Origin of the sequence: Methylopila henanensis, from assembly GCF_042681025.1 — a bacterium.
Lineage (GTDB): Bacteria > Pseudomonadota > Alphaproteobacteria > Rhizobiales > Methylopilaceae > Methylopila > Methylopila henanensis.
Genome location: NZ_JBHUER010000008.1, coordinates 1 through 21,277, shown reverse-complemented (window position 1 = coordinate 21,277; position 21,277 = coordinate 1). Strand labels below are relative to the sequence as shown.

Sequence of the window (21,277 nt, the reverse complement as noted above, 5' to 3'; positions counted from 1 at the left end):
TTTCGGCGGAGCTTGGCGGAAAGGGCATGGCCTTACCGTCGTTGGCGTTCCCGCACAATCGCGACAAGCGTCAGACGCGCGTCGCCGGGCCGAATCCACCGGCCTGACGCTTCCAAACGTCCGCTAGCGACAGACAGCCAACGGCGCGACGACCGACGTTCCCTAGTTCGTCGGCGGCGAAAGCCGCTTGCGTTTGTTCCTTATATGTTCTAGGTTTTAATTCCCAAAGATCGGCGTCGGGCGAAGTCCGGCGGTTCCGTTCAGGTTCAAGGGAAAGAGCGGTCAGATCCCAGGTCCAAAGCACAAAATCTCGCTCCGCTTGGGGCCGAGAGAGAGATCATGCGATCTGATGGTAGGAATATAAACAAACAGGTGACACAATGACACTCAAAACCTTTTGGCGTCGAGCCGTCGAGGATGGCCCTTGGTCGCTGTCCTCCACGTCCGCGAACAACACCTGGCTCAGCGTCGCCTGGTCGCCGCAGCTCGGACTGTTCTGCGCGGTTTCGCAGACGGGTTCCGGCAATCGCGTCATGACGTCGCCCAACGGCTTCGTCTGGACCACTCGCTCGAGTCCGGCCGATGACAGCTGGTGTTCGGTCACCTGGTCGCCGGAGCTCGGCCTGTTCGCAGCCGTCGCCCTGTCAGGCGCGGGCACGCGGGTCATGACTTCGCCGAACGGCGTCGACTGGACGGCGCGCAGCGCGCCCGCGGAGACGTGGCGCAGCGTCTGCTGGTCGACGCAGGCCGGCAGGTTCGTCGCGGTCGGGTCTTCCGGGGCGCGTGTGATGACCTCGTCGAACGGGATCACGTGGAGCGCTGTCAGCCCGACGGCGCCCGCGCAGGACTGGCGTTCGGTCGTCTGGTCGCCGGGGCTCGGACTGTTCGCCGCGGTCGCGGCCACGGGGACGGGCAACCGCGTCATGACGTCTCCGAACGGCCTCACATGGACGTCGCGCAGCTCGGCCGTCGATAATGCCTGGCAGTCCATCGCATGGGCGCAGGGCATCGGCCTGTTCGCGGCGGTCGCGTCCAGCGGCGCCGGAAACCGGGTGATGACGTCGCCCGACGGCGTCGTCTGGACGGCGCGCGCGAGCGCCGCGGACAACGCCTGGCTCGGCGTGGAGTGGTCCGACGACATCGGCCTGTTCGCCGCTCTCGCCAACACCGGAACGGGCAACCGGGTGATGACGTCGCCGGACGGGATCGTGTGGACGGCGCGGCCCGCGGCCAGCGATTTCGACTGGCGCGCGATCGCATGGTCGCCGCAGCTCGGCGCGTTTTGCGGCGTCGGCGGGTCCGGAACGGGCACCCGCGCCATGATGTCCGCCCCGGCCTACGGCGCCGAGGCGGTCCGCGGCCGAGGGGTCGAGGCGCGCCCCCTGCGCCAGCGGATAAGCGAGCTTGCGACGCTTCTGGACTATGGCGCTGCGGGCGACGGCATGACCAACGACACTGCGGCGGTGAGCAGAGCCACAGCGGACGGAGGGGATCGCTGGATCAACCTGTGCGGCCGGACCTATCTCGTGGACGCGCTGCCCGATTACACGGGCAACCGTTGGTCGTTGCCGGCCTACTACCACGGCTATTTCCGTGTCGGCGGCGTGGACTATCCCATGGGCGACACGACTCACGCCATCATCAGCGGTGAGCAGTCGACCGGTGCGCAGCGGTCGACCAAAGGAAGCGCGATCCTGATCGGCGCCGACCGGAGCAAGGTCGAGGTCGTCAACGAGGGAGCCAGGGTCGTCGCGGCCGGCGTCTCGCGGATCTGGGCCCGTGGAACCAACAATTTCATGGGCGGCATAAGCGTCTCGGACCTATCTGGCGACTTCAACTCGACGGCGACGGCCTGCCGCTTCGTGGAGGCTAACGGGCAGACGTCGCTCATCGCATCGTCTTTGCTCAGCCGCACGTTCGGTTTTCAGGGCGTGAACGACCGAGATCCGGACGCCGACGGCCTTAGGCGGAAAGATCGTTGGGGACTCGTGCTCGCCGGCGAAGACGGGCCGTTCTCGCCGTCCGGCAGCACGGAGGAAATCGCGATCTCGTCCTTCAACGGCGACACGGACGAAGACCCGAAGGACTGTTTCTACAACACGATCCTCGGCTCTATGGCCGGCGACATCCGCAGCGGATCAAACAACGTCATCATCGGCTCGCGCGCGGATTCCGTCGTCGGCACGACCAATTTCCAGATCATCAAGCAGATCATCGTCGACGGGTCGGGAGCCGGCGTCTATTCGTGCCGCAACAGCGGCAAGATCAACGCTGATTCCACGGCTGTGATCGCGTCGTCGGACTTTTTCATCCGACCGAACGCCTCAGGAGCCGACAAGACGCTGGCGAGCGCGATGATCGCCTCTGGCGGCAGCTCCATCTACAATTGTCACTGGGGCGTGGTGCTGGCGTCCTACAATGGACGGCTGACGTCGGCGGGCTCCGACCGCGACATGCACTTCCTGCTTGGAACCCTGTCGTCCAGCGCCGGCGGCGGAGCCAAGACCAACGGCGGCTCCGTGCTCGTCGACAATGTGCGCGGCGCGGGCGTGATCTCGTCCCAGACCTCCCATTCCAACGGCACGTTCATGACGCTGGTGGGCTCCCGCAACACCGAAAGCGTCAGCACCTACAGCATCGGCGGCGGCTATTCGCCGACCGCGATCACCTCCGACGGCGCCTCGTCGAAAAACATGAAGTGGCGGATCGGCTCGATCGACGGCATCGGGCGTTTCTCCGGCGGCACGTCGACGATGGGCGCCGACTACGCAGAGATGCGGGAGCTGGCGACGCCCGGACAAGCGCTCGAGCCCGGCGACATCGTCGTGCGCGAGCCGGGAACGCGGAAGGTGCGGAAAGGGCGGGCAGGAGACGACGCGCGCTTCATCCTCGGCGTGGTCTCGGTCAATCCGTCCGTCCTCGGCAACGCCGACGATCTGGAATGGCGCGGCCGCTACGTCCGCGACGAATGGGGACGGCCCGCGACCCGCAAGGTCACGGTCGTGAGCTGGCCGGAGCAGGTCGAATCCGCGCCGGAGGTGGTGACGCGCGAGGCGTTCTCGGGGGCGAAGGAGGAGGCGGCTCGTCGCGGCCTGGACATTCCCGCCCACGCTGTCTTCTCGGGCGAAGGGGAGGCGGCGCGCGTGGAATGGCCGCGTGAAAGCTCGCCAGGCTACGAGCGTCGCGTGCGCGACGGCTTTTCCGGCAGCGTCGAGAGCATGGCGGAGCTAGGGCTCACGGCGCCGGAAGACGCGACGTTCGAGGAGTTGGACGATTTCGTCGATAGGGGCGATTTCGACATCACCCGCCGCCACACCCCGCGCCGCGACCGTCCCAAGGAGTGGTGCGTCACCGGCATGACCGGCCAGCTTCCGGTCAGGATCGGCCCGGACGCTGAGCCCGACTTCTGGCTCGACGCTGCCGGCGGGCGTTCCGAGGCCCCGACGCGGATCATGCTGGAAGAGATCGTCCGGCCTTACGACGCCGCCACCGGCTACGGCGTCGGGTGGGCGACGGTGGGCTGACGCCCGGCCCTGCTTGCGCGATGGCGCCCGTCCGAACCCTATGTTCGGGCGGGCGCCCTTTTTGTCAGGGCGGGACGGCTTCCTAAGGCTCCGCGGTCACCCCGTCCTCCGCTTCGAGGCGGTCTGGCGGTCGAGCGTGGTCAGCTTCGCGGGCCAGGCGCCCTGGCGGACGAGATCGGCGATCACATCCGCCATCAGCCGCGCGGTCAAGTCGGCGATCCGGAGGTTGAGCGTGCGCTTCGACACCACGACCGACAGCCGCCACGACGGCGTGGGATCGACGATGCGCACGGTCTCGAGCTCGCCGCGCTCGATCTCGTCGGCGAAGGCGAAACGCGGCATGACCCCGACGAAGTCGCCGGAGCGCACCATGCTTGCGATCGCCGGCAGGCTGTCGCAGTCGATCGCGCGCGGCGTCAGGTCGTTGCGGGCGGCGAGCTGCTCGATCACGGTCCGCAGCACGTTGGGCCGGCCGGGCAGCACCAGCGGCAGGTCGAACAGCCGGGCGAACGCGATCTCGCCGCGGGCGGCCAGCGCATGCCCCCTGGGCACGAACAAGAACAGCTCCTCGACCATCATCTCCGTCCAGGCGACGTTCTCGAACGCCTTGTGGTCGTAGAGCAGCGCGACGTCGAGGCGTCCGGCCTGGATGAGCTCGTCGAGATAGCCGCTCATCGCCTCGACCACATGCAGCCGGACGTTCGGCAGGCGCTTCGCGAAGGCCTGATAGAGATGGGGCGCCAGCCCGCGGGCGGCGGAGGTCGGCAGGCCCACCGAGACGCGGCCGGCGGGGCTTTCCGCGAGCGAGCGCAGGTCGGCCTTCGCGCCGTCGGCCTCTTCGAGAATGCGGCGCGCGCGCTCGCAGAACCGCTGGCCGAGCTCGGTCGGCGTCACTCCGCGCGCGTGCCGGATCAGAAGCTCGACGCCGAGCTCTTCCTCCAGATTGCGGATCTGCTGGCTGAGCGAGGGCTGGGCGACGCGCAGCACCTCCGCCGCGCGGGAGAAGTTTCCGCTCTCGGCGATCTGCACGAAGTAGCGGAGCTGCCGCAGATCCATAGGGGACGATCCTCACGATTGAGACAGCCAGCCTGCACGGCGACGTTTTTCGACGCCTGCCTAGAATTATATCATATGCATATATTATGGATTTTGTCCTGACAAAAATTATTTATAATCAATGCTTTATTTGATCTTCTGCGGCCTAATGGTCTGCGCAAACTTTAAGTCATAGGACAGGCCGATAGCTCTCATCGGAAAACCGTCTTTGATCGCGGGGCGCGTCTCCGTCAGCCTTCGACGCGGCGCGAAGATATGCGCACCCCTCGGCCGCAGCGCGGTATGATCTCGGAGAGAGACACCATGACGTCGTCTAGATTATCGCATGCGTTTCGCTGGCTGGCGCTTGCGGGAATCGCGCTCTCTCCCACGGCTGCGCTGGCGCAGAAGGCGCCCTGTATTGGAAACTCGGTCGCGACGACTGGTCCTGCGGCCTTCGGCGGGGCGGCGATCAAGATGGGCGCCGAGACCGCGATCGAGGAAATCAACGCCAAGGGCGGCGTGCTGGGCCAGCCGCTGAAGCTGATCCAGTACGACGACGCCGGCGCGCCGCCGCGCGGCGTCGACAACACCCGCCGCATCGCGCTCGCCGACAAATGCGTCGCGATCCTCGGCGGCTACCACTCCACCGTGTCGGTCGCGCAGGCCGAGCCCGTGAACGCGATCGGCATTCCCTTCGTCGGCGTGCTCGCGGCCAACACCAAGGCGATCGAGAACGGCCGGTCGCCGAACTACATGTTCCGCGTCTCCGCCAAGGACAAATGGGTCGCCCGCTTCCTCGTCGAGAAGGCGATGGCGCAGTCCAAGACCGGCAAGGTCGCGTTCTTCTACGAGAACACCGGCTGGGGCAACGGCGCGCTGCCGGACGTGCAGGCGGCGATGAAGGCCGCCGGCAAGGAGCTGGTCGCGACCGAGACCTTCAACTGGAACGACCAGGACATGACGCCCCAGGCGATCCGCGCGCGCGACGCCGGCGCCGACGTCGTGCTGTTCTGGGCGCTCGACCGCGAGGGCAACCAGATCCTGCGCTCGATGGACAAGGTCGGCTACAAGCCGACGATCATCGGCGCCTGGGGCATCGCCGGCAATCTCGGCGAACTCGCCGGCCCGCTCGCGAACGGCGTCCAGGTCGTCCAGACCTACACCTTCATGGGCGAGATGGACCCGAAGAAGAAGGCGCTCTGGGACAAGATCTCCGCGAAGTACGGCCTCAAGGACCCGCAGGACATCAAGATGAGCTCGGGCGTCGGCAACGCCTACGACGCCGTCTACATCATCGCGCAGGCGATCGAGAAGGCCGGCGCCTACGACTGGGCCAAGGTCCGCGAGGCGCTCTATCAGGTGCGGATGGAAGGCCTCGTCGCGAACTACGATCCCGCCTTCGACGACTCCGATCCTGAGCGTCAGGACGCCATCCTGCCCAAGTACTACAAGCTGACCGCCTGGCAGGACGGCAAGCTGCTGCCGATCGAGCAGACGCCCTACGGCAAGACCAACTGACGCCGGACGGCGGGCCGCCCGTCCGCGCGGCCGCCGTCCTACGCACCCTTCGGACCGTCGTCCTAACCGTCGGAGCCGAACGGCGCGGGCGGCTCCCACCCCGGAGCCGTCCGCGACTTCCGCCGCAGAGCATCCCAGCCCATGACCACAGTCCTGCAATACACGCTGTCCGGCCTCGCCATCGGCGGCGTCTACGCGCTCGTCGCGCTTGGCTTCCACATCATGTGGTCGACGGCGAAGGCGGTGAACTTCGCCCATGGCGACACGCTGATGATCGGCGCGGTCCTCGCCGTGCTCGGCGTCGACGCCGGGATGCCGGTCTGGCTGGCCTGTTCGCTGTCGATCCTCGCCGGCGCTGTCTTCGGCGTCGCGCTCGAGCGGATCGCGGTGCGGCCGTTCACGGCGGAGGCCAACTCGATCGGCTGGATGCTCGCGACGATCGCGATCGGCATCATGGCGGAGAGCCTCGCCACCATGCAGTTCGGCGGCTTCTCGCGGGCGCTGCCCTCGCCGGGCGTGGAACGGCCGATCAGCGTCTTCGGCGCCGGCGTCTATCCGCAGGAGCTGCTGATCCCGGCGGTCGCGGTGCTGCTCACCCTCGGCCTCGGCCTCGCCCAGAAACGCACGCTGGTCGGCCGCGCGATGCGGGCCGTCGCCCATGACAAGCGCGCGGCCGCCCTGATGGGGATCAACGTCAACCGCATCGTCGCGCTGTCCTTCGGGCTCGCCGCGGTGCTCGGCGCCGGGGCGGGGGTGCTTGTCGCTCCCGTCATCCAGGCCTCCGCCACCATGGGCGTGCTGATCGGCCTCAAGGGCTTCGCGGTCGCGATCATCGGCGGCATCACGAGCGCGCCCGGCGTGCTCGTCGCCGGCCTCGCCTTCGGCGTGCTGGAGAAGTTCGTCGAGGGCTACATCTCGACCGCCGCCCGCGAGATCGTCGCCTTCAGCGTGATGATCGCGGTGCTGCTCGCCTTCCCGCAGGGCCTGTTCGGCAAGCGCGAGACGGTGAAGGTATGAGCCGGCTGCACCTCCTCGGCTTCATCGCCCTCGCGGGACTGCTCGTCGCCGTGCCGCTCACCGCGGAGAACGAGTACGAGCTCCGCCTGTTCATGCTGTTCCTGATCTACGGCCTGATCGCGGTCGGCCTCAACGTGCTGGTCGGCCTCACCGGTCTCGTCTCGCTCGGCCAGGCCGGCCTGTTCGCGCTCGGCTCCTATACGGGGGCGATCCTCGCGGTCCGTCTCGGCGCGGACCTGATCACGGCCTCAATCGGCGCCGCGGTGGTCGCCGGCGTCGCCGGCGTCGCGCTCGCCTATCCGACGGTCCGGGTGCGCGGCGTCTATCTCGCGGTCGTCACCATCGCCTTCGGCATCATCGTCGAGAACGTCGCGATCGAGTGGTCGTCGCTCACCGGCGGCACGACCGGCCTCAGCGGCGTGCCCATGCCGAACGTGCTCGGCTACGAGCTCTCCGGCTACGGCTTCTACGGCGTGCTGGCGGTGACGCTGCTGCTCGCCACGCTCGCCGCCCACAATCTCAAGAACTCGGCCTACGGCCGCGCCATGCTCGCCGTCTCCCAGAGCGAGATCGCGGCGCGCTCGCTCGGGATCAACGCCACCGCGATGCGCATCCTCGCCTTCGTGGCGGCGGCGGTGACGGCGGGCGTCGCCGGCGTGTTCTACAGCTTCCTGAACCAGTACATCTCGCCGGACATCTTCACCTTCTCCGACAGCGTCCGCTTCCTGCTGATGGTGATCCTCGGCGGCGCGGCGACGACCTTCGGCCCGGTGCTCGGCGCGTTCACGCTGACCTACCTGCCGGAGTACCTGCAGGAGTTCCAGCTCTGGCAAAAGTTCGCCTACGGCGCGCTGCTGCTGATCGTGATGTTCGTGCTGCCGCGCGGCGTGCTCGGAACGGCCGGCTTCGTGCTGAAGCGGCTGAGGCCCCCGGCGCGCGGGCTTTCCGAGGCGGAGATCGCTTCGGCGCAGGCCGAGCTCGCGCCCGCCGCCCGCGGAGCCACCGCCGAGCTCGTCACGGACGACCTGACGGTCCGGTTCGGCGGCCTTACCGCGCTCTCGGCCGCCAATGTCCGGGTGAAGGGCGGCGAGGTCCACGCGCTGATCGGGCCGAACGGCGCCGGCAAGTCCACCTTCGTCAACGCGATCTCCGGCGTCTACCGGCCGACGTCGGGCTCGTTCGGGATCGACGGCGAGGACCTGACGGGCAAGCGCCAGCACGAGATCGCGAAGCTCGGCCTCGCCCGCACCTTCCAGAACACCGAACTGTTCGGCGACCTCACGGTGATCGAGAACGTCATGGTCGGCGGGCAGACCAGGCTCAGCTACGGACTGGCCGACGCCCTGCTGCGCACCCCGCGGCAGCGCCGCGAGGAGCGGGCCCTGCGCGCGGCGGCGGTCGGCCTGCTCGCCTTCGTCGGCCTGACGGAGCACGCCAACGAGGCCGCCCGCTACCTGCCGTTCGGCTTGCAGCGCCGGCTCGAGATCGCCCGCGCGCTCGCCGCCCGGCCGCGCCTGCTGCTGCTGGACGAGCCGGCCGCCGGCCTGACCACCCAGGAGATAGACGACCTCGCGACGATGATCCGCAAGATCGCAGCCTCGGGCGTCTCGGTGCTGCTGATCGAGCACCATGTCGACCTGATCATGGCGGTCGCCGACACGGTGACGGTGCTCGACTACGGCCAGGTGATCGCGAGCGACCGCCCCGGCGTCGTCCAGAACGACCCGCGGGTGATCGAGGCCTATTTCGGCACGCCCGTCGCCCATGGCGAATTCGCGGAGGCGGCGTCGTGAGCGCCCCCGCGACGCCGAACGAGACCCTGCTCGAGATCAGGAATCTCGAGATCCGCTATGGCGCGGCGGTCGCCGTGCGCGACGTGTCCATGACCGTGAAGCGCGGGCAGCTCGTGGCGGTCATCGGCGCGAACGGCGCCGGCAAGTCGTCGCTGGTGCGCGGCGCGACCGGCCTCGTGCGGCCGAGCCGCGGCGAGGTGCTGTTCCGGGGCGAGGACACGACGCGCCTGACCGCCGACGCCAAGGTCCGCCGCGGCCTCGTGATGGCGCCGGAGGGCCGGCTGCTGTTCCCCGACCAGACGGTCGACGACAACCTGACCCTCGGCGCCTATGTCCACGGCGGCCTCAAGGGCGAGCGCGCGCGCCAGACCCGCGAGCGGGTGCTGGAGATGTTTCCGAGGCTTCGGGAGCGTCTGGGCCAGCTCGCGGGCAGCATGTCCGGCGGCGAGCAGCAGATGCTCGCGATCGCCCGCGGCCTGATGGCGGAGCCGGAACTGTTCGTGATCGACGAGCTGTCGCTCGGCCTCGCGCCGAAGATCGTCGACCAGCTCATCGGCGTGCTGCGCGATCTCAACCGCCAGGGGCTCACCATCCTGCTGGTCGAGCAGCTCGCCGCCCGCGCGCTCGCCATCGCCGACCACGCCTACGTCATCTCCAACGGAATCGTCGCGAAGGAGGGTCCCTCCCAGGAGCTCGCGCGCGACCCGGAGGTGATGGCCGCCTTCCTCGGCAAGGCGCATTAGCCCGCGCCGCCGCGATCGAACACCACCCCAAGGAGCGTACCCATGTCCCGCGTCGTCGATCTCAGCCTGACCGTCGAAGACAACATGCCGGCCCACAAGCTGTTCCAGCGGCCGGTCATCACCACCCATCTCAGCCACGAAAGCTCCAAGGCCTTCGACCTCGGCGTGCCCGGCGACGCGATGACGTTCCAGACCAACTTCATCGCCATGCTCGACCACGTCGGAACCCACGTGGACGCCTACAAGCACGTGAACCCGAACGGCGCGCCGATCGACGAGATGCCGCTTGAGATGTTCATGGGCAAGGCGCTCTGCTTCGACCTCCGCCACATTCCCGACCTCGGCGACATCACCGTCGCCGACATGGAGGCGGCCGAGGAAAAGTGCGGCGTCAAGGTCGACGGCCACATCGTGCTGCTCTGCACCGGCTTCCACGCCCGCAACTATCCGAGCCTGGACTCGGTCTGGAAGAACCCGCTTCTAACGGTGGAGGCCACCCAGTGGCTCTACGACCGCGGCTCCAAGATGCATGGCGTCGAGGGGCCGTCGACCGACAAGCCGACGGACAACATCTTCGCCCAGCACCGGCTTTGCCGCGATCTCGGCGTCAGCCACTGGGAGTGGCTCGTCAACCTCGAAGAGCTGGTCGGCGCCGGGGAGTTCCAATTCTTCGGCGCGCCGATCAAGTTCAAGGGCGGCTCGGGCTCGCCGGTCCGCGCCTTCGCCATCGTGAACTGACGCCCCTGCGCGCCGGCTTCGCCGGCCGCCTGCCGGGCGTCCGCGGCTTGTTTCGGCGGGGGCGCCGCCGTCAAGCCGTGGACGCCCGGCGTTAGGGGGCTCGTGCGAGGCGGTCCCGTCCCGCCGACGACCCCCGCTGGTTCACCCGGAGAGCCGCCCATGTCCGCCGACTTCGACTTCATGAGCGCGACCGAGCTCGCGCGGCTGGTGGCAACCAGAGCCGTCTCGCCCGTGGAGCTGACCCGGCGGTCGCTTAACCGAGCGGCGGCGACGCAAGGGACGCTCAACGCCTTCTTCCTGCTGATGGAGGACGAGGCGCTGGCGGCCGCCCGTGAGGCGGAAGCCGCGGTGATGCGCGGCGACGAGCTCGGCCTGCTGCACGGACTGCCGTTCTCCGCCAAGGACCTGATGGCGGTGAAGGGGCAGCGTTACGCCTCAGGATCCCGCGCGACCGCCGACAACGTGGCGGAGGTCGACGCTCCCGCGGTCGAGCGCGCCAGGGCCGCCGGCGCGATCCTGATTGGCAAGACCACGACGTCCGAGTTCGGCTGCAAGCCGGTCGGCGACAGCCCGCTCACCGGAATCACGCGGCATCCCTGGGATCTGAGCAAGACCCCCGGCGGCTCGAGCGCCGGCGCCGCGGCGTCGGTCGCGGCCGGGATCACGCCGTTCGCGCTCGGCACCGACGGCGGCGGGTCGATCCGAATCCCCTGCGCCCTGACGGGGCTTTCCGGGCTCAAGGGCCAGTTCGGGCGCGTCGCCGTGTGGCCGACCTCGGCGACGCCGACGCTCGCCCATGTCGGGCCGATGGCGCGCTCGATCGGGGACGCGGCGCTGCTGTTCTCGGCGGTCGCCGGCTACGATCCGCGCGATCCGTTCGCGGTCGCGGGGCCTGTCCCGGACGTGCTGGGCGCGGTTGGCCGGGGCGTGGAGGGGCTGAGGATCGCGTGGAGCCCCACGCTCGGATACGCCCGGCCGGACGCAGAGGTCGTGGCCATCGCGGAGGCGGCGGCGAAGCGGCTCGCTGACGCCGGCGCCATCGTCGAGGAGGTCGAGCGGGTGTTCGACGCCGACCCGGAAGACCTGTGGATGGCCGAGTTCTACGCCGGCGTCGGCACGCGGCTCCGGACCGTGGTCGAGACCAAGCGCGAGCTGCTCGATCCGGCCGTCGCCGTCGTGCTCGAGGCCGCGCTCGCGCAGGAGATGCGCGACTACTACGACAAGGTCTTTCGTCGCTATGCGTTGCGGGACCAGATGCGCCGCTTCTTCGAGCGCTACGACGCGCTGCTGTCGCCGACGCTGCCCAAGGCGAGCGTGCCGGCGGGCGTCGACGTGCCCGAGGGACTGACCGACCGCACGCTGGTGAGCTGGGTGTTCTACACCTATCCCTTCAACCTGACGGGCCAGCCGGCGGCTTCGGTCCGCGCTGGGCTGGCGTCGGACGGCATGCCGGTCGGCCTGCAGATCGTGGGGCGCGCGCTCGGAGAGGCGGACGTCGTGGCGATCGCGGCCGAGGTCGAGCGTGGTCGGGTGGAAGAGGGCGACCTGTTCAGGAGCCGCCTCGCCGCGGAGCTTCGCTAGGGCGCGTCGGCTAGACCGAAGCCGATCACGGCGCCGCCCTGACGGAAGCCCCAGATCTGGCTGCCGCCGGCCGCGACCGCCACATATTGCCGGCCGTCGACGGCGTAGGTCATGGGCGGGGCGTTGACGCCGGCGCCGCAATTGAAACGCCAGAGCGGGTCGCCCGTCCGGGCGTCGAGCGCCATCAGATCGCCGCCGCCCTCGCCGGTGAAGACGAGGCCGCCGGCGGTGGCGAGCACGCCGCCGATCAGCGGTTCGGCGACCTTGCGGGTCCACAGGAGCTTGCCGCCGCGCGCGAGGTCGATCGCGCTCACCAGCCCGTACATGCCCTCCTTCTCAGGCTCGATCGCGAAGTATCGCAGTTCCGGCTTGTCGCCCTGCGCCGGCAGCGTCCGGACGCTGTAGCGGGCCGGCCAGTGCATCGCCGCGACATAGCCCACGCCGCGCGCCGGATCGACGGAGGCCGGCGACCAGTTGACCCCGCCGCCGACGCCCGGCGCGATCACCACGCCCTCCGGCGTCGGGGCCTGGAACATGTTGGACTGGGGGATGTAAGGCTCGGACTTGAACAGCAGCCGGCCCGTTTCGCGGTCGTGGACGAAGTACCAGCCGAGCTTGCTCGCCTGGCCGACCGCCGCGACCCGGCGCCCGTCGAGCTCGACGTCGAACAGCGACGGTGGGCTCGCCACGTCGTAGCCCCAGAGGTCGTGGGGCACCTGCTGGTAGGCCCAGACCAGCCGCCCGGTCTTCGCGTCGAGCGCCACCAGCGACGAGGTGTGGAGGTTGTCGCCGGGCCGGCTTTCGCTCGCGGCCTGAGGGGAGGGGTTGCCGACGCCGAGGAACAGCAGGCCGCGCTCCGGGTCGTAGGCCGGGGCGTGCCAGATCGAGCCGCCGCCGTAGCGCCACGCGTCGCGATGCTCGGGCGCCGAAGCCTTCTCCGCCGCGATGTCGCGTGGAAGCTTCGCGCCGTAGGCGGTGGTCTCGACGAACGCGCCTTCCCAGTCCTTCACCGTGCTGTCGAACGACCAGACGCGCGCGCCGGTCGCGGCGTCGAAGGCGGCGAGGAAGCCGGGCCGGCCGTAGCGGCCGGCGACGCCGACCACGGCGCCGAGGGGCGCGCCGGGGCGGTCGCTGTCGAGATGGAGGCCGTAGCCAACGCCGGTGATGCCGACGACCACCTTGCCGTCATAGACCAGCGGCGCCGCGGAGGCGCCGACGCCGGTCGAGCCGGACACGGTCTTGGCGGCGTCGGCGGCGTTGAGCGCCAGCGCGTCCTCGGTCGGGGCCGGCGCGCCGGCGTCCTCCACCAGCGCGACGTCCCAGAGCGGCTTGCCGGACGCCTGGTCGAGCGCGACGAGACGCGCGTCGACGGTCGCGACGAACACCTTGCCGTAGCCGAGCGCGACGCCGCGGTTGCCGGGGCCGCAACAGAGCTTTTTCGTGCGGGCCTTGTGCTCGTAGCGCCAGCGCTCGCGCCCGGTCGCGGCGTCGATGGCGATGACGTGGGAGAAGGGGGCGGACAGGTACATCACGCCGTCCGCGACGAGCGGCGTCGTCTGGAAGGTGGCGGCGTAGCCGGTTTGGTAGATCCATTTCGGGACCAGCCGCTTCACCGTGCCGGCGTTCACCTCGTCGAGCGGGGAGAATCGCCGCGCGCCGTAGTCGCGCCCGTGGAGCAGCCAGTTGGCGGGGTCGCTGTCCGCCGCGCGCATCCGGGCGTCGTCGAGCGGTTGGGCGACCCCGGGCGCCGCGATCAGGACCGCGAGCGCCGCCGCGCCCAGCATGCGAATGAACCCCATCGTGCGACGCTCCCGTCCGGACCCCGTCTGCGGGATGCGGGCGAAGCTTGGCGCAGGCGGGGGCCGCGCCGCTATAGGGAACAGGTCGCAGGCGTCGCGCGGATCAGCTGCGCGCGGGCTCCAGGGCTTCGGCTTCGGTGGTCGGCTGCGCGTCCACGAGGCCGGCGCCGTCGGTCTCCGGGGCTTCCAGCTCGTGGTCGCCCTTCAGCCCGTCCTCGATGTAGTCGGCGATGACGCGGGCGAGGTCGCCCTTATCGCTCCAGGCGCGTAGCACGTCGTGGTCGGCGCCCTTCACGAAGTCGATCGAGACGCCGCGCGCGCCGGCGAGATTCGAGGCCTGGATGATGTCCGCCACGTTCTCCGTCCCGACCACGATCTTCAGCTTCTCGATGCGGCCCTTGAGGATGTAGCGGAGATCGGCGCAGCGCGGCTTGAAGAACTCGAAGTCGGCCTTCCAGCGGCTGTCGCCCAACCGGCCGCGGGCCTCGAGCGAGATCACCGTCTGCGGCGCGATCGAGAGCGCGAACCGGGCGCCGAGCTGCTCGCCGATGCCGACCGCGGCGTAGCCGCCCATCGAGGCGCCGATGGTGACCAGCGGCAGGTCGTCGTCGCCGAACTTGTCCTCGATCAGCTCCTCGATATAGGCGGTCGTGCCCTCGAAGTTGTCGGACACGCCCTTGACGCCGAGATTGTACCAGCGCCGCGTGCTGTCCTTCAGGAAGATCGCGTTGTAGGGCAGCGAAGCGATCTCATCGACGAGTTCGAAGTCCGGAACGCTGTAGCCGGACTTCTTCACCAGTCCGCCGAACACGACGACATTGGCCTTCGCGCCGGCGGCGTGCGCGATTTTGACGGACTCGTTGATCGTTTCGACTTGATTTGCCATCCACACCCCGATGCGTCTGCGAACGTCCCCGCCCCGCCTTTCGCCTGCCCGAAGGGCGACGGCGGCCGCTCAGCGAAGTATCACAGGTTCATGCCCAATCTCTGCCCAGAACCCGTCCCCGATGCAAGTCCAGAAAGGCTGTGCGAACGTCCACGGATGTGATGCTCCGTCCCGGAATGGGACTTCAACTTGAGCGCGATCACTTCCGGATTGTTCGTGACGTCACGCCGACCGTGGCCTTAAGCGAAAGATTATTCCAGTTTTATGACGGAGCATTACGTGCTTCTACGAATGCGCCGACATTCTCTATCCGAGGATAGGGGGCTGGATCGCGGCGCGCGACGCGCTTATTGGCGCAGAGCAGGAAAGGCGCCATGACGTCCGCGCCGCGAGGAGGCCGCCAATGTCCCGTCCCATGCTGATCGCCACAGGGCGTCCGCCCGACGAGGCGCTGGAGACGCTCGAACGCGTCTTCGACCTGCGCCGCCTGTGGGAGGCGCCGTCGCTCGACGCCCTGCTGGCGGACGGAGCGGGCGACGCGGAGGCGATCGCCTCGTTCGGAAAGCGCCCCGTCGACGCCGACCTGCTGGAGCGGCTGCCGCGGGTCAGGATCGTGTCGCATTTCGGCGTCGGCTACGACAGCGTCGACGCGGCCTTCGCCGCCCGGCGCGGGATCGTGGTGACCAACACGCCCGACGTCCTGAACGAGGAGGTCGCGGACACCGCGCTCGGCCTGCTGATCGCGACCGTGCGTGAGTTCGCCTGCGCGGAGCGCTGGCTGCGCGAGGGTCGCTGGAGCGGGGAGGGGCCTTACCGGCTGACCTCGAGCCTGCGCGGCCGCACCGTCGGCGTGATCGGCATGGGCCGCATCGGCCGCGCCATCGCGCGCCGGCTCGACGCCTTCGATCTGCCGGTCGTCTACCACAGCCGAAGGCCGCAGCCGGACCTCGCCTATCGCCACTATCCCGATCTCGTGGCGATGGCGCGCGACGTCGACACGCTGATCGCGATTCTTCCAGGCGGCGCCGAGACCAGAGGCGTCATCAACGCCGAGGTCTTCCAGGCGCTTGGTCCGGACGGGGTTCTGATCAACGTCGCCCGCGGCTCCGTGGTGGACGAGCCCGCCCTGATCGCGGCGCTGCGCGACGGCGTGATTCTCGCCGCCGGCCTCGACGTGTTCGCGCAGGAGCCGCACGTGCCGCAGGAGCTGATCGCGCTGCCCAACGCGGTGCTGCTGCCGCATGTGGGCTCGGCCTCGGTCGCGACGCGCCGCGCGATGGCCGATCTCGTCGTCGCCAATCTCGAGGCCTACGCCGCCGGCGAGCCGCCGCTGACGCCGGTCGCGGAGACGCCGTTCACAGGCTGGAGTCTGTAAGGACGGAGCGCGGAGCGAGCCGCCGTCGGTCAGCCGGCGGCGGTCTGCTCGTAAGGGCGGATCACGTTAATCAGCGCGCCGTAAGGGGCGAGCAGCAAGAACGCGCCGGCGACCTTCACCACGAAGTCGTAGGTCGCGAGGCTCGCCCACAGCGGCGTCTGCGCGAGGCCGAACAGCGCGACCGGCTCCGACATCGCGGGGTCGCCCGCGAAGGCGAGCGAGAAGAACAGTCCGGTGTCGACCGCGGAGCCGATGAGGCCCGCCGCGAGCGGGGCGCGCCACCAGGCCAGGCGGCGCAGCTTCGAGAACACCGCCACGTCGAGCAACTGCCCGACGAGGAACGCCGAGCCCGAGGCGAGCGCGATCCGCGGCGTGGCGAGCCAGATCGACAGCGCGACCGCGAGCGCGAAACCGCAATAGACCACGCGCCGCGCGGCGGAGGGGCCGAAGCGACGGTTGGTCAGGTCGGTCACGAGGAAGGCGAGCGGATAGGTGAAGGCGCCCCAGGTCAGCTTGTCGCCGAGGCCGAGGGCGTCGACCGGATGCTGCACCAGAACGTTCGACGCCGCGACGACCAGGGCCATCGCGGCGACGGGAAACGCCAGTCCGCCCGCCGTGAGCGGCTCGCGCGTCACGGCGTGTCGTTTCGGACGAGAGGGATCAGGAGGCCTGCGCCTGCTCGGCCTGCTGGCCGGCCTTGGCGATCTTGCGCTTGAGGTCGCGCGCGCCCTGGCTCAGCTCGAGCTCGGAAGCCTTCGCGAGGAACGCGTCGAGGCCGCCGCGGTGCTCCACCGAGCGCAGCGCGTGGGCCGAGACCCGGAGCCGCACCGACTGGCCGAGCGTCTCGGACAGCAGCGACACGCGCAGCAGGTTCGGACGGAACGTCCGCTTGGTCTTGTGGTTCGAGTGGCTGACCTTGTGGCCCGTAAGGACGGCCTTGCCGGTCAGTTCGCAGCGCCGCGACATGGGCTCAGCTCCTGAAGGTGACGTTTCGACCCGCGCGTTCGAGCGGCGCTTCGGGCGGCGCGCCGCCCGGGCGCGCGCTCCGCGTGCCTGAAAGAGAAGGCGGTCCTATAACGGCGGGGCGGCAGCCCGTCAAGAATTGCGCCGCGGCACAGCGGAACGGGCGCGTGGAACGTCGGCGAGGCGAGGTCTTGGGCGCTAGGCCTCACAAAAGGCCGAATATGATCTAGCATCTTAGAGCCGTTTGGCGCGTGGCCGTCGCCGTGATTCTTCGACGCGCCGCGCGTCGTCCGTTCCGACGTCGTCGCAAGGGTTGCTCGTGGCCGTCCGATTCCTTGTCCGCCTCAGCGCGATCGCGCTCGCCGTCGCCGCCTCCGCGCAGGCCGCTTCCGCCGCCGAGACGCGGGTGCGCGCCCGCTACGACCTCACGCTCGCCGGCTTCAGCATCGGCACCGCCTCGATGCAGGCCGGCATTCAGGACCAGAGCTACGACCTCAACGTCAGCGCCCGCATGACGGGGCTCGCGCGCTTCCTCACCGGCGGGCGCGGAGCGGCGACCGCACGGGGCGCGCTGCGCGACGCGACGGTGACGCCGGCCGCCTACGCCATCAACACCCGCTCGGGCGAGAAGGGCCAGGTGATCCGCTTCGCGCTCGCCGCCGGCGCCATCCGCTCGATGCTGGTCGAGCCGCCGGCGCGGACCGAGGGGATCGTCCCGGTCTCCGACAGCGACAAGCGCGGCGTGCTGGATCCCGTGAGCGCCCTGATGATGCCGGTCGCGGGGGCGGGCGATACGCTGGCGTCGTCGTCCTGCAACCGCACGCTGCCGGTGTTCGACGGCCGACAGCGCTTCGACGTCACGTTGCGCTACGACCGCACCGAGACCGTCAAGGGCGGCTCCTCGGCGCCCGGCCAGTACGAAGGCCAGGCCATCGTCTGCAAGGCGAGCTACAAGGCGATCTCCGGCCATCGCCCCGGCCGGAAGCAGGTGGCCTTCATGGAAAGCAACAAGGACATGGAGGTCTGGCTGGCCCCGGTCGCCGGGACCCGCGCGCTGCTGCCTTGGAAGATCTCGGTCCGGACCGAGGTCGGCACGGCCGTGATCGCGGCCAGCTCCTTCGTCGTCGTCCGGCCCGGCGACAAGGACAAGAAGGTGGGCGCCGACCTCTGACCGGCGGATTCCACGCGCCGCCGTCGCCCGTTGCGGGGTCGCCCGGTCTTTGTCCCGCCGCAGGCCTGCCTCCCGGGTTGTGGGGGCGTTTCCCCCGTCCCGGGATTTCGCGAGTCGCGCCAAGTGCTTGGAACGAATCGGGAATCGCAACCGGGTCGCCGATTCGACCCGCCTTCGTTCCGGACTCGTTCCGGTTTCGCGGGTTCGCGAAAGACTCGCGCCGCGTGCATCCGGCCGCGTCGGGATGCTAAGGAAGGGTGAATGACCGACGTCGCTGATCTCGCGCCGGCGCCCGCTTCCGACATCCTGGCCCCCATGCGCGGCCGCGGCGTCACCGCGGTGCTCGGCCCCACCAACACCGGCAAGACCCATCTCGCCATCGAGCGGATGGCGGCGCACGGCTCCGGCCTGATCGGCCTGCCGCTCCGGCTGCTGGCGCGCGAGGTCTACCAGCGGCTTGTGGAGAGGGTCGGGGCGGAGAAGGTCGCGCTCGTCACCGGCGAGGAGAAGATCAAGCCGCTCGGAGCGCGCTACTGGGTCTCGACCGTCGAGGCCATGCCGCGCGACCTCGACGTGGATTTCGTCGCGATCGATGAGATCCAGCTCTGCGCCGATCTCGACCGCGGCCACGTCTTCACCGACCGGCTGCTGAACCGGCGCGGCCGCTACGAGACGCTCGCGCTCGGCGCGGCCACCATGAAGCCGCTGGTGGAGAAGCTGCTGCCCGGCGCGCATGTTGTCGGACGGCCGCGGCTCAGCCAGCTCATGTTCGCCGGCGAACGCAAGCTGACCCGCCTGCCGCCGCGCAGCGCCATCGTCGCCTTCTCCGCCGAGGAGGTCTACGCGATCGCCGAGCTGATCCGGCGCCAGCGCGGCGGCGCCGCGGTGGTGCTCGGCGCGCTCAGCCCGCGGACGCGCAACGCGCAGGTCGCGATGTACCAGGCCGGCGACGTCGACTACCTGATCGCGACCGACGCCATCGGCATGGGCCTCAATCTCGACGTCGACCACGTCGCCTTCGCCGGCGACCGCAAGTTCGACGGCCATCAGTTCCGGCGGCTGAACCCCTCCGAGATCGCCCAGATCGCCGGCCGCGCCGGCCGCCACCTGCGCGACGGCACGTTCGGCACCACCGGGCGCTGCCCGCCGTTCGAGCCGGAGCTGGTGGAGCGGCTGGAGGGGCACAGCTTCGACGCGGTGAAGGTGCTGCAGTGGCGGAACGCGCGGCTCGACTTCGCCTCCGTCGGCGCCCTGCTCGACAGCCTGTCGCGCCCGCCGGCGGAGGCGGGCCTCACCCGCGCGCCCGACGCCGACGACGTCCGCGCGCTCGCTCATCTCGCCCGCGACCCGCTGGTGCGCGACGCCGCGCGCGGCGCGAAGGCGGTGTCGCTGCTGTGGGACGTCTGCCAGGTTCCGGACTACCGCAAAATCGCCCCGGCCCAGCACACGGAACTTCTCTCGGAGCTCTATGGTTTTCTGAGCCGGCCGGGTAAGGTCCCGACCGACTGGTTCGCGCGGCACGTCGCCTTGACCGACCGCGCCGACGGGGACATCGACACGCTATCCGCGCGCATCGCGCATATCAGGACCTGGACGTTCGTCGCCAATCGCGCCGATTGGCTGGACGACCCGGTTCACTGGCAAGGAGTGACGCGCGGCGTCGAGGACAAACTGTCGGACGCGCTGCACGAGCGGCTCGCCCAGCGTTTCGTCGATCGCCGCACCAGCGTCCTCATGCGCCGCCTCAGGGAAAAGGACATGCTCGAGGCTGAAATCACGAAGGATGGCGGCGTGACCGTCGAAGGTCATCACGTCGGGCGGCTCGCGGGCTTCCAGTTCGCGCCGGATTCATCCGCCGACAGCGTCGAGGGCAAGGCGCTCAGGGCCGCGGCCGCGAAGGCGCTGACCGGCGAGATCGAGGCCAGGGCGAACCGCTTCGCCAACGCCGGCGACGGCGACATCGTGCTGGCCGCCGACGGGGCCGTGCGCTGGCAGGGCGAACTGGTCGGAAAGCTGGCCAAGGGCGACAAGGCGCTCAGCCCGCGCATCCGCGTGCTCGCCGACGACCTGCTCGCCGGCGCCGCCCGCGAGCAGGTCGACAAGCGGATGGACCAGTGGATCCGCGGCCATGTGGCGAAGCTGCTCGGGCCGCTGTCGGCGCTGGAGCAGGCCGAGGACGTCACCGGCGTCGCGCGCGGCGTCGCGTTCCAGCTCGTCGAGGAGCTCGGCGTGCTCGACCGCGCCCGCGTGGCCGACGAGGTCAAGGGGCTCGATCAGGACTCGCGCTCGAGCCTGCGCAAGCACGGCGTGCGCTTCGGCGCGCACCATATCTATCTGCCGGCGCTGATGAAGCCGGCGGCGCGCGCGCTCGCCGCCCAGCTCTGGGCGCTCGCCCACGGCAAGGACGCCGACGCCAAGGTCGACGACGTCGCCCATCTCGCCGCCTCCGGCCGGACCTCGATCCCGGTCGACAAGGAGATCGACAAGGGCGTCTACCGCGCGCTCGGCTACCGCGTCTGCGGCGAGCGGGCGATCCGCGTCGACATCCTGGAGCGGCTCGCCGACCTGATCCGCCCGGCCATCGCCTGGAAGCCCGGCCAGACGGGCACGCCGCCGGCCGGCGCCTTCGAGGGCAACGGCTTCACCGTCACCGTCGCGATGACTTCGCTCGCGGGCTGCTCCGGCGAGGACTTCGCCACCATCCTGCGCTCGCTCGGCTACCGCATGGAGCGCCGTCCGAAGCCGGCGGAGCCGATCGCGCCGCCCGCGCCCGTCGGGGCCGAGGCCCCTGCGGCCGAGGCCGCCGTGGAGCCGGACGTCGCCGAGACGGTCGAAACCGCGGCGCCCGATGTCGCGGACGCCGACCTCTCCACGGAGGCCGGCCTCGCCGAGACCGCGCCCGACGCCGTCGAAGCGGACGAGGCCGGGGAAAGCGCTCCCGAGCCCGTGGCCGACACGCCGGTGTTCGACGCCGCGGCCTCCGAGCCGGCTCTTGTCGACCCGGTCGCCTCCGACGAGCCCGAGCCGGAGACGGTCGTCGCGGCGCTCGCCGAAGAGGACGTCGAGGCCGCCGGGATCGACGCCGAGACGGCGGAGGCCATTGCGGAGACCGCCGCGGCCGTCGCCGTCGA

Annotated in this window: 16 protein-coding genes; 10 read left to right on the top strand and 6 right to left on the bottom strand. The window is 69.9% G+C overall.

Annotated elements, in window-relative coordinates; all coding sequences use genetic code 11:
- Positions 1-337: 337 nt before the first annotated feature.
- Positions 338-1,108, bottom strand: a complete 771-nt coding sequence (locus ACFSCV_RS10570) for a hypothetical protein (RefSeq protein ID WP_378799556.1) — start codon at positions 1,106-1,108, stop codon at positions 338-340.
- On the opposite strand from ACFSCV_RS10570, the gene ACFSCV_RS10565 reads away from it, so the two are divergent.
- On the top strand, positions 1,056-3,524 hold the full coding sequence (locus tag ACFSCV_RS10565) for a peptidase G2 autoproteolytic cleavage domain-containing protein (RefSeq protein ID WP_378799555.1): 2,469 nt from the start codon (positions 1,056-1,058) through the stop codon (positions 3,522-3,524). The two genes, ACFSCV_RS10570 and ACFSCV_RS10565, sit on opposite strands and share 53 nt — an antisense overlap.
- Before the next feature lie 96 nt (positions 3,525-3,620).
- Here ACFSCV_RS10565 and ACFSCV_RS10560 read toward each other — a convergent pair whose 3' ends face one another.
- Complete coding sequence (locus ACFSCV_RS10560; protein WP_378799554.1) at positions 3,621-4,580, bottom strand: LysR family transcriptional regulator; 960 nt, start codon at positions 4,578-4,580, stop codon at positions 3,621-3,623.
- Positions 4,581-4,883: 303 nt separating this feature from the next.
- Here ACFSCV_RS10560 and ACFSCV_RS10555 point away from each other — a divergent pair, with 303 nt between their 5' ends.
- The 6 genes from ACFSCV_RS10555 (at position 4,884) to ACFSCV_RS10530 (ending at position 11,952) form a co-directional block, all read left to right on the top strand.
- Entirely contained in the window at positions 4,884-6,080 is a 1,197-nt protein-coding gene (locus ACFSCV_RS10555) for an ABC transporter substrate-binding protein (protein WP_378799924.1), read from the top strand.
- A gap of 141 nt (positions 6,081-6,221) precedes the next feature.
- Entirely contained in the window at positions 6,222-7,097 is an 876-nt protein-coding gene (locus ACFSCV_RS10550) for a branched-chain amino acid ABC transporter permease (protein WP_378799553.1), read from the top strand.
- Positions 7,094-8,890 (top strand): branched-chain amino acid ABC transporter ATP-binding protein/permease, encoded by a 1,797-nt coding sequence (locus ACFSCV_RS10545; protein ID WP_378799552.1) that lies wholly within the window; start codon positions 7,094-7,096, stop codon positions 8,888-8,890. The genes ACFSCV_RS10550 and ACFSCV_RS10545 overlap by 4 nt, the downstream gene beginning before the upstream one ends.
- Complete coding sequence (locus tag ACFSCV_RS10540) at positions 8,887-9,633, top strand: ABC transporter ATP-binding protein (RefSeq protein WP_378799551.1); 747 nt, start codon at positions 8,887-8,889, stop codon at positions 9,631-9,633. Before ACFSCV_RS10545 ends, ACFSCV_RS10540 begins: the two co-directional genes overlap by 4 nt.
- Positions 9,634-9,675: 42 nt before the next feature.
- Positions 9,676-10,371 (top strand): cyclase family protein, encoded by a 696-nt coding sequence (locus ACFSCV_RS10535; RefSeq protein WP_378799550.1) that lies wholly within the window; start codon positions 9,676-9,678, stop codon positions 10,369-10,371.
- Between the two features lie 159 nt (positions 10,372-10,530).
- The gene (locus ACFSCV_RS10530; protein ID WP_378799549.1) at positions 10,531-11,952 is read left to right on the top strand and encodes an amidase family protein; all 1,422 of its coding nucleotides are present in this window, start codon (positions 10,531-10,533) and stop codon (positions 11,950-11,952) included.
- Here ACFSCV_RS10530 and ACFSCV_RS10525 read toward each other — a convergent pair.
- A complete protein-coding gene (locus ACFSCV_RS10525; RefSeq protein WP_378799548.1) occupies positions 11,949-13,751 on the bottom strand; it encodes a pyrroloquinoline quinone-dependent dehydrogenase in 1,803 nt (600 codons plus the stop codon). The two genes, ACFSCV_RS10530 and ACFSCV_RS10525, sit on opposite strands and share 4 nt — an antisense overlap.
- 103 nt (positions 13,752-13,854) lie before the next feature.
- The gene (locus tag ACFSCV_RS10520) at positions 13,855-14,637 is read right to left on the bottom strand and encodes a hypothetical protein (RefSeq protein ID WP_378799547.1); all 783 of its coding nucleotides are present in this window, start codon (positions 14,635-14,637) and stop codon (positions 13,855-13,857) included.
- Positions 14,638-15,040: 403 nt separating this feature from the next.
- Between ACFSCV_RS10520 and ACFSCV_RS10515 the strand changes: the two genes are divergently transcribed.
- The gene (locus tag ACFSCV_RS10515) at positions 15,041-16,012 is read left to right on the top strand and encodes a 2-hydroxyacid dehydrogenase (RefSeq protein ID WP_378799546.1); all 972 of its coding nucleotides are present in this window, start codon (positions 15,041-15,043) and stop codon (positions 16,010-16,012) included.
- A 29-nt stretch (positions 16,013-16,041) separates the two neighbouring features.
- Here the strand turns inward: ACFSCV_RS10515 and ACFSCV_RS10510 are convergent, their stop codons facing one another.
- On the bottom strand, positions 16,042-16,596 hold the full coding sequence (locus ACFSCV_RS10510) for a VUT family protein (protein WP_378799923.1): 555 nt from the start codon (positions 16,594-16,596) through the stop codon (positions 16,042-16,044).
- A 76-nt stretch (positions 16,597-16,672) separates the two neighbouring features.
- Entirely contained in the window at positions 16,673-16,978 is a 306-nt protein-coding gene (rpmB, locus tag ACFSCV_RS10505) for a 50S ribosomal protein L28 (protein WP_378799545.1), read from the bottom strand.
- Positions 16,979-17,294: 316 nt separating this feature from the next.
- On the opposite strand from rpmB, the gene ACFSCV_RS10500 reads away from it, so the two are divergent.
- Together ACFSCV_RS10500 and ACFSCV_RS10495 are read left to right on the top strand one after the other, a co-directional pair.
- Entirely contained in the window at positions 17,295-18,146 is an 852-nt protein-coding gene (locus tag ACFSCV_RS10500; RefSeq protein ID WP_378799544.1) for a DUF3108 domain-containing protein, read from the top strand.
- A gap of 261 nt (positions 18,147-18,407) precedes the next feature.
- The coding region (locus tag ACFSCV_RS10495; RefSeq protein WP_378799543.1) for a helicase-related protein at positions 18,408-21,277 on the top strand (2,870 nt) is incomplete at its 3' end.

Coding starts and splice junctions, on each gene's coding strand:
- ACFSCV_RS10565 (WP_378799555.1), top strand. CDS start 1,056: ATGACGTCGCCCGACGGCGTCGTCTGGACGGCGCGCGCGAGCGCCGCG.
- ACFSCV_RS10560 (WP_378799554.1), bottom strand. CDS start 4,580: ATGGATCTGCGGCAGCTCCGCTACTTCGTGCAGATCGCCGAGAGCGGA.
- ACFSCV_RS10555 (WP_378799924.1), top strand. CDS start 4,884: ATGACGTCGTCTAGATTATCGCATGCGTTTCGCTGGCTGGCGCTTGCG.
- ACFSCV_RS10550 (WP_378799553.1), top strand. CDS start 6,222: ATGACCACAGTCCTGCAATACACGCTGTCCGGCCTCGCCATCGGCGGC.
- ACFSCV_RS10545 (WP_378799552.1), top strand. CDS start 7,094: ATGAGCCGGCTGCACCTCCTCGGCTTCATCGCCCTCGCGGGACTGCTC.
- ACFSCV_RS10535 (WP_378799550.1), top strand. CDS start 9,676: ATGTCCCGCGTCGTCGATCTCAGCCTGACCGTCGAAGACAACATGCCG.
- ACFSCV_RS10530 (WP_378799549.1), top strand. CDS start 10,531: ATGTCCGCCGACTTCGACTTCATGAGCGCGACCGAGCTCGCGCGGCTG.
- ACFSCV_RS10525 (WP_378799548.1), bottom strand. CDS start 13,751: ATGGGGTTCATTCGCATGCTGGGCGCGGCGGCGCTCGCGGTCCTGATC.
- ACFSCV_RS10520 (WP_378799547.1), bottom strand. CDS start 14,637: ATGGCAAATCAAGTCGAAACGATCAACGAGTCCGTCAAAATCGCGCAC.
- ACFSCV_RS10515 (WP_378799546.1), top strand. CDS start 15,041: ATGTCCCGTCCCATGCTGATCGCCACAGGGCGTCCGCCCGACGAGGCG.
- ACFSCV_RS10510 (WP_378799923.1), bottom strand. CDS start 16,596: ATGGCCCTGGTCGTCGCGGCGTCGAACGTTCTGGTGCAGCATCCGGTC.
- rpmB (WP_378799545.1), bottom strand. CDS start 16,978: ATGTCGCGGCGCTGCGAACTGACCGGCAAGGCCGTCCTTACGGGCCAC.